The following is a 17,912-nucleotide window of genomic DNA, read 5'->3' as shown; positions in this document are numbered from 1 at the left end:
AATTATTGGAATTTAAACAATGAAAAAGAAAAAAATCACACAAGTTTTTGAAAGAACCCATTATATAAAAATTATAAAGTATATATTCTTTAAAAAATAAAAATAAAAAGAACAATTGTTAAATTGTTGATGTCGAGGTTTTTATATGAATTTATATAATTGGTGTAAATATGAATTATTTTAAAGTATTGGCAATACTTAGTTTATTGTTTATATTTTGTGGTTCAGTTTATGGTGCTTGTGATGCCGATTCGCTTGACATTCAAGGTGTTAAGATTGATGAAGGTTCAGCTATTAGCGATACAACCACGGTTGAAAATGCTAATGGACCTACAGGCATAGTCACAGGTAATGGTGAGGAAGTTGTTAAAGATGCTTCTGTAGATGATAGGGGAGATTCTAAAAATGACTCCACGTCTATTCCAGACATTAGTTTAAAAGGCGAAAATGGCAAAGACATGTCTTCAACTAATCCTGCAGATGTATTAATCAATGAATCATTTAATTTTCAAATGATATTTACTAATTTAGGAGACGCTACCGGATTTCAACCTTATATCCAGTTAATAACTCCTGAAGAATTAACACAATTCACCGCTTCATATTCTGATAGAAATATAGTTCCAATAAAAGTTGGAGTATTTGATAAAAGTACTTATAATCCTAAAACTGGTTTATATACCTTAATTGACCCATTAACTAAAAAAGAAGTTCATGGTTCACTAAACAGTACTTTTTATATTCTTCAGTATCCATTAGGTAGTTTTACAGTTGATGCACCTAGTGCGGTTTTAGATATTACTTCAAGCATTGGAGCTTTGGAAATAGGAAAGTTGCTTAATTTTACTGTTACTCCGGTATTTAGGTATGGGAATAGCCCTCTTGATGATCCGGTTAATTATCCTCCTGTTTATGGAAAAACCGTCACAGGGTGGGTAAATCCGGTTGTTGTTAAAATAGATAAAGATTCAAACCTTCACGAGGATGAAACCGCTACAGGTTCAAATTTCCCATTTGAGTATTATGTTAATATTAACATAGCCAATGGTGCAAAAATTGAAAATATTGCAATTACAGATGTGCTTCCATCTACTATAATGTATTTGGGCAGTCCGGTTTTATATGACTCAAAAGGAAGGGTTATAGATTCTAGTTTATATACAATTGAAGAACCTGCAGGTAAGAAAACCGGCGGGAAACTAATTTTAAAATTAAAAAAAGCTATTGGAGATTTAAATGACATAAGTCTTAGTTTGAAATATAAAGCATATGCTCCGGAATTTGATAATAGTACATCTAATAACATTACAATTATTGATTCTGAAACTGGCATAGGCACTACTGCTACAAATACTGCAAGAATAGATTATACTTATGCCAATAATACTTATGATGCTTCAGATAGCTATAAAGTATATTTAAAATCATTAGCTACCCAAAAATATGCAGAAATTTTAAATACAGATGCATATTCTGTAGTTCCTCATAATTTAATTACTTATACAATTGATTTTGAGATTTCTGATTACTTTGCTTTTGATAATTTAGTGATTTACGATAAATTTGATACGCATAAAGCAGGTTCACCTAAAAAATTCTTAACTGAGAATAAACCTGTTTTATCTATTTATGGAAAAACATATGAATTAAATGAAGATTATTATAGTATCGTTTCTTTAGGACATGTTGACAAGTCAGTTACATTTTATATTTCAAAATTCTTAAAGGATAACAATATAGGTACAAGCCTGATTGGAGGATACTATACAAATAGAAGTGTTAATGATGGTGCAATGGTTGGATCTTTAAATTTTGTTACACAATGTATTATTCATTATTCAAATGGATCTTCTGTTGTGTCAAACGATTTGGTTATTAATACCATTGAAACATCGGCTACTGTATTAAATACAACTAATACGGTTACTGATAACAGCCGTACAGACTTAAGAGTCCCAAGTGTTACACTTAAGAAGGATATTGTTGCAGTCGATGGTGAGATTATAAATTCCGCTGATTTTTATAAAGTTTATCCTGGTCAGAACATAACTTTTGTATTGGATATTCATTTCCCTACAGGTTCTGTAAATGATTTTATTGTTACTGACTTTTTACCAATACCATTATTCAAAATAAACGGATTTAATCCTGTTAATTCAACTACAGGAATACTTCCTAAAGTCGGATATTGGGCTTATGCAAATAATAGTGGATTTTTATACAATGAAAAAACCGGTAAAGTTATTATTCCTAAAATTAATGTTGATACTGCAAATAATGCAATTTCCTTTGATTTTGGAGATACATTAGATAATCTGGCTAATCCGGTAGATATAAGATTATGGTTTACAGTTCAAGTATCCTCAGAACCTATGGCAGACCAGCTTAATCTTGCTAATCTTGCTGAAATGAAATTTAAAGATTCTGTTGGAGAGAGATATGCAGGTTCAAATATTGTACTGATGCTTACTAATGAACCGGAATTAAAAATTACAAAACATGTAAATGATACAAAAATTTTAGAAAATATTGAAAATGCAACTGATGTTAAATATAATATAACTATAACCAATACAGGACATTCTGATGCTTACAATATAATTGTATCAGATGATTTTGTCAATACAACAACATCTGATGGAATTACTAAAGCAGATGTTAAATCTGTTAGTTTAGTTTACTCAAACGGAACTGTTGTTGATATTACTGATTTTAAAGATGACTTATTCACAAAAGGATATATGATTTCTCAATTAGCTAAAAACACTTCTTGCAGCATTGTATATACTGTTAGATTTAATGAATATCTGATTCCAAAAGAAAGTATTATTAACAATGTATGGATTACAAACTTTGCAGCATTTCCTAACGGTACAAACTTTGTAACAAACAGGGACAAGTACAGGGACAATGCAACAATCATGGCTAAAGGATTAGAAATTACAAAAGAATTTATCGGATCCAATGTTACTGACAATAAGAATATATTATTTGTTGGTGAAATTGGAATTTATGAAATTACAGTTAACTTGCCGGATTTAAGAGTTCCAAACTTAGTTATTAAAGATAACTCATATGGAATCAAGTATACTAACTTTACAATAACTACCAGTGACGGTCTTGTTGTTCCTGAATATGAATATACCGTAACTTACACTCCAAGTACCACTCACCCTGAAAGAAGTTTTTTAACCATTAACTTTAATGGTGATATTGTACCTGCATATGCTAAGAATAATCAATTAATCATTAAGGCATACTATGCCGTTGTTAATAATGAAAATATTATTCCAACCACTGCAACCAGTGCAACAACCAGCAACCATGCAACTATTAGTTGGACTAATAATACATTAACTTCCAATACTGTCTATGTTAATGTATATCAACCTAAAATAGACATAAATAAGATATTTGAACCTAATACTGTTCAAGGTGGAGATGAATCCAGTTTTACAATCACCATTAATAACAATGGCGAAGGTGCTGCATATAATACCACAATTACAGATGATTTAACAGAGTTTATCAAAACCTTTGTAAATAGTAGAAATGATATTGAGGTAACCGTACTTGAAGGTAATGAAAGCGGTAAAATCATTTTCAGCTGGAATGAAGATGTAGCCACCTTTAATGTTGGCGAACTTTTAGCCGGCAAAAGCGTCAGTGCAAAATTCACATTTAATGTAAAAAATGATGTCGTTATTGGGAAAGAATTTAAAAATATTGCTAAAGTAGAATATTATTCTATTTTCAATGAAACCAAATTCGATGAAAAAAGGGATTATTCTAACCAAGCAACTAGCACTCTATTTACTTATGATGCAAAGGTAAATAAAACAGTATTTAACACAACTATTGCAAATGGAAAGGATAAGGTCACTATTGGTGAAAATGTAACTTACAGTATTACTGCAATATTGCCTGTTGGAAAATACAATACTTTGGAAGTTAAAGACACTCTTCCGGAAGGTTTAAAATACAGTGAAGGCACAATTGTGGTTTATAAAGGAAATACTCAAAATAAAGCTATTGAAGGTAGAGATTATACAGTAACTGTAACTGAAAACATTATAAAACTGACATTTACTTCTGAATTTGCAGATGAAATTATTAAAGAATACGGCGGTAAATTCCAAGTATTTTTAAATGCTACTGTATTAAATGTTAACAGTAACAAAGCAGGTGCTGTTAAAAATAATAAAGCATCCCTTACTTGGAATGATCATGAATCATTATCTTATGCGGCCGTTACTGTTGTTGAGCCTAAAGTTGATATTACTAAAAAATTTAATGTAGAAACAGTTGTTGGTGGAGATGTAATCTACTTTGACATTACCATAACCAACAATGGCAAATCTCCATTATTCAACATAACACTCAGCGATGATTTAAGTGATTTAATTAATAAGTTTGTCAATGGCAGTGTTGATGTTACCTCAAATGGAGTTATTGTAACTCCTACATGGAATAACAATACTGCAAGCATAAATATTGCAGAACTGGATATGGGCAAATCACTAACTTACAGATTTACCCTTAAAATAAGGGAAGATGTAGTTATAGGCAACACTTATATTAACATAGCTAATGTAATAGGTTATTCTGCACTATCTGAAGGTAGAAATTATACTAATGCGGCAAGAGATAGTTTCACTACCAAACTTCCTGCTGTTACCAAATGGGTTATTGACACATCTATTGCTCACAATAAGGATTATGTAACTATTGGTGAAAATATAACTTACGGCATTAATGTAACTTTACCGACAGGTAATTATACAAAATTAGTAATTAAGGATACTTTACCTCAAGGATTTGAATACCTTGTCGGAAGTGCATTTTATGCAAATGGCACCAAATTAGTAAATGGTAGAGACTGGACAATAAATGTGAATAATAACATTATAACTATTACAATTAGCAATGTTCACTCCAGTGACTTTGCAGATGGCATTTTATCCATTAATTTAACTGCCCGAGCTACAATATTTGACCAAACAAATATAGCAGGAGCCATAAAAGTTAATAATGCAGATTTATTCCTAAATGATAAAAACATTGGTAAATCCAGTGCAAAAATCACAATTACTGAGCCTACAACTGACATTACTAAAAAATTCAATGTAACTGAAGTTGAAGGTCAAGATCATGTTTCATTTGATGTAATTGTCAAAAACAACGGCAAATCCTCATTATTTAATGTAATTATCTTTGATGAGTTAGATGGGCTTGATTTATTTATTGGTCAAATACCAAGTGCCGATAATGTAGATATCAAAGTAACTGATGCTGATGGCGAACCGATTGATGCTAAAATCAAGTGGATAGGGTCTCATGTTGAAATTGATGTAGCCAAAATAAATCCTGGAAATGCAATTCATGTAAAATATTCATTTATTGTAAGATCAGACATTCAAATCGGCAGCCAATATGTAAATACTGCTCATGTTGTTGGATTTTCAGCACCTGACCATGGTAGAAATTATTATAATTATAGTGAAGATACATTAAAAACTAAAATGCCTACTATTACTAAACTGGTAATTGAAACTACACTGGACAATAAGGACGGCGACATGTTTACACCCGCCATCGGTGAAAATGTAACATACCAAATTACAGTAGTGCTGCCTAAAGGTAACTACACTAATTTACAAGTTAAAGACATCCTTCCAACAGGATTCAAATACCTTGAAGATTCAGTTATATTATCAAACGGCACAGTAATTAGTGGTGTTGGTGTAAATGGAAATATTTTAACTATAAACTTCGGCAACACTTCATCTTACAAACATCCGGATAATATTATATTTAATTTATCTGCTGTTGTTTTAGACGATTCATCCAACAAAGCACTGGTATTTAAAAACAATCATGCTGAATTATATTTAAACAATGCAAAAGTAGACAGTGATGATGCTCAGGTTAAAATAGTTGAGCCTGAAATAAAAATTTTCAAAACTTCAGATAAGACAATCTATGAATATTATGAAAATGCAACTTATACAATTACTATCAGAAACATTGGATCAGGAGCAGCTTACAGCATCAGTATTCGTGATGTATTGCCGTCTGGTTTAAAATACACAGGCATTAATTCAAGTTCCAAATCAGAAGGTTGGGTTGTTGAATTTGATGAAGAGTCAGGAAACTTCATTATTGATGGTCTTAACTTAACTGCAGGCGATGAATTTACTTTTAAATTTGTTGTTTCATTTGTTAATTATACACAAGGAGGAATTATAGAATCTCCAATAGGCAAATCATTTAAGAATACGGCCAATATTGTGTATTATTCAATCAATGAATCAAATAATAGAACTTATAGTGGCTCTGCATCCGCCAGCATTCGTGTTACTGAAGCTGAACTTAGTGTAAGCAAAACTACTGAAATTGAAGCAATAGCTGGAAATGACATTGTTTACACAATTATTGTTGCAAATAACGGACCGGATAAAGCTCAAAACGTCAAATTAAATGAATATTATTATTCAGATTATTTAACTAATTTAGAATACTCCTTTGATGGTGAAATTTGGAATGTTTACAATAACCCTATTGATTTAGGCAGCATTAATTCCGGAGAGTCTAAAACAGTATATATTAGAGGACACTTAGACGCCGGTGCTGCTGACGGTGAAATATTAAACAACACAGTTAGAGTCAACACCACTACCGGTGAATTGGACTTAAGTGATAATGAAGCTACAAACATTAAAAATGTTATTGCATTGGCCGAATTATATGTTGCTAAAATTAACACAACTTCAGCTATTGCCGGTTCAAATATTATGTATGAAGTAGTGATTACTAATAACGGACCGTCATATGCACGTGAAGTATTCTTAAAAGATGAATTCAACGCCAATGAATTAACTGATATGAAATATTCATTTGATGGTCAAGTATGGCATGATTATAATGGGGCTATTAACATTGGTCTTCTAACTGATGGTGAAAGTAAAACAATATACTTCCGAGGAGTAATTCCGGCTGATAAACGTGGAAATATCTTAAACAATGCAGTTATCAACTCAACTACTAAATTAACAGAAAATAGTAAATTGGAAGATGATGTTACTGTTGAAGTAAAATATGACACTACTCTGGTTGTAGTTAAAGATGCTGAAACAAAAGAGTTAAATCCTGGCGATACAGCCCATTTCATTATAACTGTTACTGCCGGAGGATTGTCTGACTCATTAGAGGTATACTTGAGAGATATTTTGGATAATAAATTATTGGACATAAATTCAGCTAAATACTCCATAAACGGAGGTAATTTAAATGATTTTAATGGCAATGTTTATTTAGGAAAAATTACTACAGGAACAAGTGTTGTTGTTGATATTTGGGTTAAAGTTTTAAGTACTGCTGATAAGGACATTTTCAACTTAGCTAAGGTTACCAGTGATGAGCATCCTGAAGGCAGTACCTCCAGCACTACCGTTCATGTAAGAATCGTTGATTTAAGCGTTGAGAAGACTTCAAACAACACCAATCCTAAGTATCTGGAAAATATTGAATACACAATTGCTGTAATCAACAAGGGCCCTGACAAGTCATTTAATGTTACTGTCTGTGATTTGTTGCCTGACGGTGTGAAATTCATTAACACTGACGGTAATTATGATCCAGTTACCGGTGTCTGGTTTATTGGTGATTTGAACAGCCAAGAAAGTGCATCTTTAAAAATCACTGTACAGGTTATTAAAATAGGAAACATTACCAATAATGTCAATGTTACTGGAACAGGACATGACACAAACTTAACCAACAATAATGATTCTGCAACAGTAAATGTTCCTGAATGTGTTATTTTAGATGTTACTAAGATAGCCAATTCCACCGTTATCGTTGCTGGTGAAAGTGTTAAATATACTGTTACTGTTACTAATAATGGTCCTTCACTAGCTAAAGATGTTGTTCTAAAAGACATTTACAATCCTAAGGATTTAATTGGATTGCAATATTCATTAAACGGAAACGACTGGTTGGATTATACTGGGGCTATTAATCTAGGCGATATTGGTGCAAATGATTATGTGACTTTGTACTTTAAATCCAAAGTCAATGCTTCCACCCGTGGAGATGTTTTAAATACAGTGAATATTGCCACCAGCGTTGAGGATGCAAGAGGTAAATTCAGTGATGATGAAACAGTTAATGTAATTGCCGATACTACATTAACCGTAGTCAAGGATGCTGAAATCAAAGAGTTAAATCCTGGCGATACAGCACACTTCATTATTACCGTAACTGCTGAGGGGTCATCTGATTCATTAAATGTAAACTTAAAAGATATTTTAAATAATGAATTGCTTGATGTTAATGAAGCCCATTATTCAATTAATGGTGTAGATAAAGGTATGTGGACTGGAAGTTTTGATTTAGGAAATATGCCTACAGGTACAACACTAACTGTGGACATTTGGGTTAAAGTTTTAAGTACTGCCGATAAGGACATTTTCAACTTAGCTAATGTTACCAGTGATGAGCATCCTAAGGGCATTGTTTCCAATACTACTGTTCATGTAAGAATCGTTGATTTGAGTGTTGAGAAGACTTCAAACAACACCAATCCTAAGTATTTGGAAAATATCGAATACGCAATTACTGTAATCAACAAGGGTCCTGACAAATCATTTAATGTTACTGTCTGTGATTTGTTGCCTGCAGGTGTGAAATTCATTAGCGCTGACGGTCAATATGACCACAATACTGGTGTTTGGTTTATTGGTGATTTGAACAGCCAAGAAAGTGCTACTTTAAAAATCACTGTACAGGTTATTAAAATAGGAAACATTACCAATAATGTCAATGTTACTGGAACAGGACATGACAAAAACACAACCAACAATAATGATTCTGCTACCGTAACTGTTCCTGAATCAGTATTGATGAACATTGCAAAAGTTGCAAACCAAACAGTTATTGTAGCCGGTGAAAATGTTGGTTACACAGTTGTTATAACCAATTATGGACCTTCCGATGCATCTGATGTAATATTAAAAGACATATTCAACACCAAGGAATTACTTAATGTCCAATATTCCTTAAATGGTGAAGATTGGTTTGATTACAGTGAAGCTATTAACCTGGGAACTATCAACTCCGGAACTGACATGACAGTCCATTTCAAAGCTAAAGTTAACGGATCTGCCCGTGGGGATGTTTTAAATACAGTTATTATTACCACCAGCGTTGACGATGCCAGAGGCAACTTTAGTGATGATGAAACTGTTAACATAATAGCCGATACTACATTGGTTGTAGTTAAAGATGCTGAAATTAAAGCGCTTAACCCTGGAGATACAGCACATTTCATAATTACTGTAACTGCAGGTGGTTCTTCAGATTCATTAAATGTCAAACTGGAGGATATTTTAGATGCTAATTTGTTAGATGTCGATTCTGCAACATATAGAATTAACGGTGGCGATTTAACTAACTACACCAGGATTATCTCTCTGGGAAATATGCTTACCGGCAATCAGGCTGTTGTTGATATTTATGTTGCAATCTTAAATACAACAGGTCAGGACGTTTTCAACTCTGTAACTGTTACTAGTGATGAACATCCTGAAGGAAACACTTCAAATACTTCAATACATGTAAACATTGCAGATATTGAAATTATTAAAACAGTAAACAACACCACTCCAAATTATGGAGATAAAATAACTTACACAATAACTGTAAGAAACAATGGCCCTGATAACTCAACAAATATCAAGGTATCTGAAGTATTGGCAGACAACCTCAAATTCATTTCAGCTGATGCTTCTAAAGGACATTACGATTTAACAAACAGTATTTGGGCAGTAGGTAACTTAACTAACAATGAAACAGCCAGACTGGTTATTACTGCAAAAATAGTTAAAACAGGATTCATCCAAAACAATGTTAGTGTAAATGGAACAGGTTATGACCCTAACTTAACCAACAACAATGCAACTGTAAATATTACTGTTCCTCAAACAGCAGATTTATCTGTTGTAAAAATAGTAAATGTTAAAACAGCGACTGTTGGAGATAAGATAATTTACACAATAATTGTTAAAAACAATGGTCCTGATACAGCATTAGGTGTTTATGCAGTAGATAAATTATCCGATGCTCTTAGATTTGTTTCATATAAATCAAGTGTAGGAACATATAATCCAACAACAGGTATTTGGAAAATTGGCAATTTAACTAATGGAAGCACTGCCACATTAGAAATTACTTCTATTGTTTTAAAAACTGGGGCAATATCTAATGAAGTATTTGTAAATGGAAGTACAGTTGACTTGAATATGTCCAATAATTATAATAATATTTCAATCACTGTAAATCCTGTTCCATCTCCGGTTCCTGATCCTGTAGGTCCGGCTACACATGGTGCCGAAACAATGCCAAAAACAGGAAATCCACTATTTGCATTGTTAGTTGTTTTAATCTTTGCAATCTTCGGATTTGGTGTTTCTAGAAAGAAAAAATAAATTTAAAGGATTTTTTTATAAAAATCCTTATTTTTATTTATTTTTTAGTTGAACTATATACTTCATCTATTAATTTTTACTTTTTTAATTCTTATGTTTAAAATATTGAATTTGCATTTGATTTTTTGGTTGCTTTAACACATATATTAGCAAATTATTGAGCGATATTAAAATCTATTTGTTTCTGTCATGATTGGAATTTCAGCAGTTATATTTTTTGCTTCATATTCTTTAATATTTAAATTTACAAAGCTGTAATTTCTAAGTTTTTATTTCGTTTAACCGGAATATGATTTTGTGCCATGCATTAACTTTTCAAGAAGAGCTATAAAAAAATGAATTAAATGATATTTTAATATCCTTTAAAAGTTTAAAAAGAAAAAAATTGAGAATTATTATTCATCAGCTATTTTCCGCTGATTCAGGAGCACTTCCAGAAGATTCATGATAATTGTCGGTTGTTGGAGTCAATTTTGCATTCCCTTTTTCATCCAATATCCAGATATATCCAACATCATCATGCGTTTTTTAAAGAGGAATAATGCTCATGAAAATTATCGGATAAATGTAATAACCTGACAACACTAAACAGAGCATTAAAATTGCAATAACCAATATTAAAAACTTTAAGACAAACATGCATTCATCTCCATGAAAACAAGTTCAACTTCTTTTAAATCAAAAATCGGTTATTACAGTACTCCTCCAAGAGCAGTTATTAACATATAAACGGCTCCAATTATGATTAATACTGCAAATATCTTCTGAATATTTAAAGATTTATCAACAAACCTGGTTAAGTCTATTTTAGAAAGGGCATAACCTAAAACCAATAATGTCAATCCAAATCCCAAACAGTATACTAAAATGTTAACTGCTACAACTGCAGGATTTCCTGAATTTACAAGCAATGCTAAAAGTGAAATCAGATATCCGCTATAGCATGGTGCCCATGATAGGGAGGTTAGAAATCCTAAAATAAATGCATTGTCCTGATTTTTATAGGTTAATGTTGGAAAGTTAAATGAATAATCAGTTAATAAAAATCCTCCAATCAAAAGCAGGAAAACCGCAGATATAACTCTAATATAATTTAAGTATTTATGAATAACTATTGTGAAATACACAGTTGCAAACAGGATTATTATAAAAATAGCAAATAAACCTAAAATAAATGAGATAATCTCGGTGTTTTTTCTTTTTTTAAGATTGAATCCTATAAATATCGGTAAAATAGGTAAGATACAAGGAGAGAGAATTGAAATTACTCCTGTAAAAAAAGAAACAAACAGAACAAGTTCCATAAAATCTCCTCATATCAGTTTTATTAAATCTTCCGGTCCATGATACCCTTCGATAGATTTTATTTCATTACCTTCACCATCTAAAATCAGCATAGTCGGAGTTGAAAAAATTCCATACTTACTGGCGATTTCAGGATTGTCATTTATATCAATTGTGACAACTACATAACTTTCATTAAGTTTTTCCATTACCTGATCATTATTCAGTGTATTTTCCCTTAATTGGGTACAGTAAATACAGGTGGCTGATTCAAATACTGCAAAAACTTTTTTATCTTTAGTCTTAGCAGTTTGAAGTGCCTCAGACAAACTTCCAGGAGCATCCTCAGCATCAAATTCCTGATTTGAGGTTTCTTGTTTTTTAGAGTCTCCATTCATTGAAAACCATGCACCTGCTGCAATGATAACAACAATTATGAAAACAATGAAATACATATTATTTCGCTTCATGAATATATTATAATAAATTATCTAATATATTATTTTCTATTTTTTAAAATTAACAAATAATTTAACTTAACACCAACTTTTTTTAAAAATGTTGTACAGTTTGTTTTTAATATTTAATAATCTCTTAAGAAACATCATCAATTCAGAGAGGATTTATCGAAATGGAAAATGAAAACAAAAAAATTAAATGAATAAATAGGAGAACTTAGATGAGAAATAAAAGATATAACTGCTTTAGAGATAATTTGAAATAGTTTATTTCAACATGATGAGAATTTTGATAGTTTTATAAAAAAGAGAATGTTTTTGGAGATATGAATATCACATCATCTTCTTTTTCTATGAAATCTGTTTTATTTGAAACCACAATCCCATACTCTGCATCATATTTATTCATTGCTTTTTTTACCTGTCTTTTTGTTTTGCGGCCTATTCCGGATTCTATTGGTATTGCACTGCCAAATAATTTTTTAACGATAAAGTCAACGCCTCCCTTTTGAGAATCATAATGGACATTGAAGTCAAATGATGCATTATTGTTGTTTAGGTTGAATAGATTAGATGCTATTAGATTTTCCAATAGTATTCCTTCATATTCGCTTTTTGATCCTGCGGTGTTTCCAAACTTTTTGTTTATGCAGTTTCTGATGCTGGGTGTTGCAAAATTATATTTCCATGGTTTTTTGACTTTCTTGGAAGCTCCACCATAAGCTTCACTGTGAAATATCAGTTGTGTCTTTTCCAATATGTTGATAATATTGTTTATGGTTGTTTTGCCACAATCCAAATAGTTTGACAATTTATCATGTGATATTTCTCCCGGCTTTTGTGATGCCAGATATACTAATGTTTTATAAGTTAAATTTTGATTGTTCTTATTTAAATTGAATACATTGGCCATATCGACAGTTATTACTTTTGATATTATTGTCCATAGTTTAGATACAATTATATCCTCGAATTTGATGTTGAATGTTGTTGGAAAGCCTCCATAGTTCAAGTAAATGTTCCAATCATTTAATGGATAATTATCTAATTCTATTAAGTCCTTTTGGATTATCAATTCCTTTTCCTGCGCCGTTTCAATATTTCCTGTGAATATCAAATCAATCAGATCATTTCCAATATCTGTTTGGTAGTTGTACTTTAAACTCAAGTGCTGGGAATAGTTTAATGGCATGACTGGCAGTATATTTAGCCTTCGGGCAGCATCGGAATTATAATTTAAGTGAAGTGATGATGACCCAGTCAATATCAGGAAAATGTATGGTGATTCATCATAGATGGTTTTACCATTCATCGCCCAATTCTTATCAAAGTGTGCTTCATCTATGAAAATGAAAACAGGCTTGTCTAAAAGGGCAGGAGTAGTATTGTGAATTTTATCCAAATAGATTTCTATTATTTTTTTGATATCTGTTTGGCCTGCAAAATTTGTTGTTTCACATGAAATGTATAACAAATCAGTTGAATTAAAGTTTTTTTCTTTTAGGAGGTATTCATAGCATTGATATAATATTGTTGTTTTTCCAACCCCTCTAATTCCTGGAAGTACAAAATATCTCTCTTCAGATTCCTCATCTAAAAAACTGTCAATCATTAATCTGAGTTTATCAAATTCGTTTTTGTTATTGAACTTGATGTTTTTATATGATAGTTTCCTGTTTAGAATCATTGGTACTTCAGACAGCTGTTTTATTATATAGTTATATATCACATCTTCCATCATTTAGCCTCTTCACATTATTTGTTTATAATTTTTGAATAATATTATATAAATACTTGTTCATAAAATGAAAACAAATTTATATAAATACTTGTTCATAAAATGAAAACACAATAGTTGATTTTCATGGTTAAATAACTGATCACATCCTCACTTTTAATATTCATGCCTTAAAAAATTACTATTTAGTTGGTAATGTTGTTGTGGTTTGTATTTTATCGACTACTGTTTATCAGATGAAATTAAAATTTAAAAAATAATAAATCCATGAAAATCTAAATTATTGCAGCCACATTTTGCATCATGTATTGAAAAACACATTATTTTATTTAATCATCGTTTCATTACATTTATTAAAACTAAATATGCCCCTAGAACTCCGCTGAAAACAAAACCGATTAATCCAAGTATTGGAAAACCAAATAGAATTGGACCTGCATCAGCAATAATGGCAAGAGATGAACCGATAATCAAGGAAGACAATATTAGGGAAATGGATAACTGATTGATTAACTGACCGATTCCCTCATGCTTTAATTTTACTTCAATGTTTCCTTCTTCCAATTTTGAAATAGTATTATTGATTGTATCGGGCAGGTCTTTTGCCAGATGCTCCAACTGTAAAAGATAATTAAGACTAATTTTTGCCAATCTTTCAGGTTTATATTTGTTAATCACGATTTTTCTAGATAATTTCTTCAGTTCAACTGCAGCATTAAAATTAGGATCAAGCTTTTTACCGGTATCTTCAATTAAAGCAATCCCTCGGCCAATCATTACAAATTCATTTGGAAGAACTATATGATTTTTAATCATTGCATTAAGTAAATCTTCCATAGCCCCGTCCATATTTTTCAATTCTGCACCATAATACAAATTCAATAAATCATTAATGTCTGCACGCAATTCCGGCGTATTTTGTGACTGGGAAATAATGTCCATATAGATTAACTGTTTTATAATGTTGTCAGTATTTCCATTTATCAAAAGCAGCATGAATTCAGCTAAGTTTTCTTTAAAGTCATCACTTAAAATTCCCATCATACCCATGTCAATATAACACAATTTGTTATCCTGCGTTACAATTAAATTTCCCGGATGGGGGTCTGCGTGGAAATAACCGTCAATCATTATTTGTTTAAAATAAGATTTAAGGCCATAATTGGCAATTGCCTTTTTATTAATGTGGGGATAATCCCCTTCAATTAAGTCAGTGACTGTTACTCCTTTTATCAATTCCATCGTAATCAGTTTTTCACCACAGTATTCAACATATGCCTTTGGAATTCTAACATAGGAAATGTTTCTGAAGTTATTCTCGAGATTCTGCATATTCATTACTTCTTCCAAATAATTAATCTCTTTAAGAATGGAACGTTCAAATTCACTGACAATAGCAGGCAAATTAAAAGATTTTGTTGTTGAAATAAATTTGTCTATTCTCTTTGCAAGAAATTTCATTATTTTAATATCAGATTCAATTATATCACGAGAATTGGGCTTTTGAACTTTAATTGCAATTTCTTCTCCAGTGCTTTTCAATTTGGCTTTATAAACCTGTCCGATTGATGCTGATCCCAACGGGTTTTCGTCAATATAACTATAAACATTTTCAATAGGCTGGTCCAATTCCTCTTCAATGACTTCTTTCATTTCATCAAAAGGAGTTACAGGAGTATTGTCCCTTAACTGCTGAAGCTCTTCTGCAATCTCCAAGCCTACAAGGTCAGGTCTTGTACTTAACATCTGACCTAATTTAATGTATGCAGGACCCAATTCTTCCAGTACCTTTCTAACTCTTAACGGAACTGATTCGTCTGGAAATTCCTCTTCATTTTCAATCTTATAATTTCTTAAAAATGGAAATTTTCTAAAAAACGTATTTTCTTCAATTAAATGCCCAAAATCATTCTTTTTTAGAACCTTGTAAATTTCATTTAATCTTTTAAGATCATCATTTTTAGCACTAGCAATAACTTTCATTAAATAAGAATAGTAGATTATAGTATTTATTTTTTTAGAATATAATGAAATGGTTGAAATTGAAAGATTGTTTAAATTTATGGTTTGTAAACCGATAAAAGACAAACAATCTTTCTTTTTAGATGGATTATCCTAAAGAAAAAATATTAAGTTCGGGAAAAAGGTTGATATAATATTAGAGATTAACTTTAAGACAATCATCTTAATTATTATTAATATGTTCGATACTATATAAACCTTTCGCATATATACAAATTAAATTACATTTTGCATAATATTTTAAAAATTCAATTAAAAAATTAAACATTAGCAAACAAAATGGATTTAATTTCAAACAATTAAAAATAAGCAGATAAATGTAAAAATAAATAGCCGAGTAAATGGCTATTTAACAAATTTAAAAGTACAATTCGTCTTGGGATTTATAACCTATATGACAAACAATAAAACAGATAGCGCTGATTATGGTTATAATCAATAGGGTTATTTGCGAACAATAAATTAGCTGCGGATAATTGGAGGGCTGAATTATAACATTTCCCATCATTATTGCAAAAATTACAGTTAAAATTCCTGTACTTAATGTCTGACCAAGTATTCTCATTGTAGCTACTGCACTTGAGGCCATCGGAGTGTCTTTTGGTGGAACACTGCTCATTATGGTATTGATATTCGGACTTGCAAATAATCCGTAACCTATACCCTGCAGTGCTAATGAGATTAATATGACTGCAAGTGAAGTATTCTTATCTAACGGTATAATTAAAATCAAACCTGCAGTTACAATTATCATCCCGATAGTTGAAATCTTTTGAGGATCAATTCTATCAGATAATTTTCCTGCGGTAGGGGCTACAATAGCCATCAATAAGGGAAAAGTGATTAAAATCAGTCCGGAAATTTGGGAATCAAAACCGCGAACATACTGGAAATTGTAGTTAACAATTGTGGTTACTACAAAAGTGGCTACATAACTTAATATGCTGGCAATATTACTTGATAAAAATTTCTTATTTTTATATAGTTTTATATCAAATGCCGGATATTTGGAAGCCAGTTCAATTTTACCGAATAAAATAAGCAAAAGCACACCAACAACAGTTATTGCAAAGCCTATTAATGTATTGAATATTGAAAATCCATATATCAATAGCAATATTCCCACAGCAAAGACTAGAGAACCCTTTATGTCGAATTTTTCATTTTGGTATTTAAACCATTCGTCATTTATTGTAAAAAGAAGTATGAGGTTTAACAGTATAAAAGGAATCATCACCCAGAATATTGATTCCCATCCGAAATTATAGGTTAATGTTCCTCCAAGCACTGGAGCAAGTGCAATTCCAATATATGTAAAACATACAGTTATTCCAAGTGCCTGGCCTCTTTTTTCAGGACTTATTGCTTCTGCGATAATTAGCATTGAATCAACACAAAGACCAGCACCTCCAATTCCCTGAATTACTCTAAAAATCATTAATTCCGGAATTGTATGTGAAAGAGGAGTTCCGATACTTCCAATCAACATTAAAATTACAGAATAAATAAATGTCCTTTTAACACCATATTTGCTGCAAAGCTTTCCTAAAGGAATGGCCAATACTCCCATAGTCAGTAAAAAGATGTTTGTAACCCAATTCTGCATTATATTGCTTAATCCAAAAATCTCAGCCATTTTAGGCAATGCAACTGGAGTGACATTCCCCATGTATGCGCCGTAAAATGTGGCAAGAGAGGCTACAACTATAACAATGATGTCTTCTTTTTTATTTGAATTCATAAAAAAACAACTCCCTTATTTTAATTGTTTTATATATTACATTTTTAAATAATATGCAATTTTCTATTTTGTTTTAAAAAAGAAAGAAATGTGAGGCCAATATTTTATTTTAATGGGGTTTATTTTTGATTAGATTTGTATTTATAATAAATTTTATTTTACAGGAAAAATAATATTACTTA

6 protein-coding genes are annotated in these 17,912 nt (G+C 31.2%); 1 reads left to right on the top strand and 5 read right to left on the bottom strand.

Annotated elements, in window-relative coordinates; genetic code table 11:
• Positions 1-170: 170 nt before the first annotated feature.
• Positions 171-10,487, top strand: coding sequence for an isopeptide-forming domain-containing fimbrial protein (locus Q4Q16_RS01985; protein WP_303345834.1), 10,317 nt, complete (start codon positions 171-173; stop codon positions 10,485-10,487).
• A 692-nt stretch (positions 10,488-11,179) separates the two neighbouring features.
• On the opposite strand, the gene Q4Q16_RS01980 is transcribed toward Q4Q16_RS01985, so the two are convergent.
• The 5 genes from Q4Q16_RS01980 to Q4Q16_RS01960 all read right to left on the bottom strand — a co-directional run bounded on the left by Q4Q16_RS01980 (position 11,180) and on the right by Q4Q16_RS01960 (position 17,730).
• Positions 11,180-11,791: a cytochrome c biogenesis CcdA family protein gene (locus Q4Q16_RS01980; RefSeq protein WP_303345832.1), complete on the bottom strand. Its 612-nt coding sequence runs from the start codon at positions 11,789-11,791 to the stop codon at positions 11,180-11,182.
• A gap of 9 nt (positions 11,792-11,800) precedes the next feature.
• The gene (locus Q4Q16_RS01975) at positions 11,801-12,241 is read right to left on the bottom strand and encodes a thioredoxin family protein (protein WP_303345830.1); all 441 of its coding nucleotides are present in this window, start codon (positions 12,239-12,241) and stop codon (positions 11,801-11,803) included.
• A 286-nt stretch (positions 12,242-12,527) separates the two neighbouring features.
• Positions 12,528-13,970, bottom strand: coding sequence for an ATP-binding protein (locus Q4Q16_RS01970; protein ID WP_303345828.1), 1,443 nt, complete (start codon positions 13,968-13,970; stop codon positions 12,528-12,530).
• A 330-nt stretch (positions 13,971-14,300) separates the two neighbouring features.
• Positions 14,301-15,950: an AarF/ABC1/UbiB kinase family protein gene (locus Q4Q16_RS01965; protein WP_303345826.1), complete on the bottom strand. Its 1,650-nt coding sequence runs from the start codon at positions 15,948-15,950 to the stop codon at positions 14,301-14,303.
• A 397-nt stretch (positions 15,951-16,347) separates the two neighbouring features.
• Complete coding sequence (locus Q4Q16_RS01960; RefSeq protein WP_303345825.1) at positions 16,348-17,730, bottom strand: MFS transporter; 1,383 nt, start codon at positions 17,728-17,730, stop codon at positions 16,348-16,350.
• Positions 17,731-17,912 lie beyond the last annotated feature (182 nt).

The sequence above is a fragment of the Methanobrevibacter sp. genome, assembly GCF_030539875.1.
Lineage (GTDB): Archaea > Methanobacteriota > Methanobacteria > Methanobacteriales > Methanobacteriaceae > Methanocatella.
The sequence above is the reverse complement of the archived record's forward strand: the minus strand, read 5'-3'. Positions and strand labels throughout refer to the sequence as shown.

Coding starts and splice junctions, on each gene's coding strand:
- Q4Q16_RS01985 (WP_303345834.1), top strand. CDS start 171: ATGAATTATTTTAAAGTATTGGCAATACTTAGTTTATTGTTTATATTT.
- Q4Q16_RS01980 (WP_303345832.1), bottom strand. CDS start 11,791: ATGGAACTTGTTCTGTTTGTTTCTTTTTTTACAGGAGTAATTTCAATT.
- Q4Q16_RS01975 (WP_303345830.1), bottom strand. CDS start 12,241: ATGAAGCGAAATAATATGTATTTCATTGTTTTCATAATTGTTGTTATC.
- Q4Q16_RS01970 (WP_303345828.1), bottom strand. CDS start 13,970: ATGATGGAAGATGTGATATATAACTATATAATAAAACAGCTGTCTGAA.
- Q4Q16_RS01965 (WP_303345826.1), bottom strand. CDS start 15,950: ATGAAAGTTATTGCTAGTGCTAAAAATGATGATCTTAAAAGATTAAAT.
- Q4Q16_RS01960 (WP_303345825.1), bottom strand. CDS start 17,730: ATGAATTCAAATAAAAAAGAAGACATCATTGTTATAGTTGTAGCCTCT.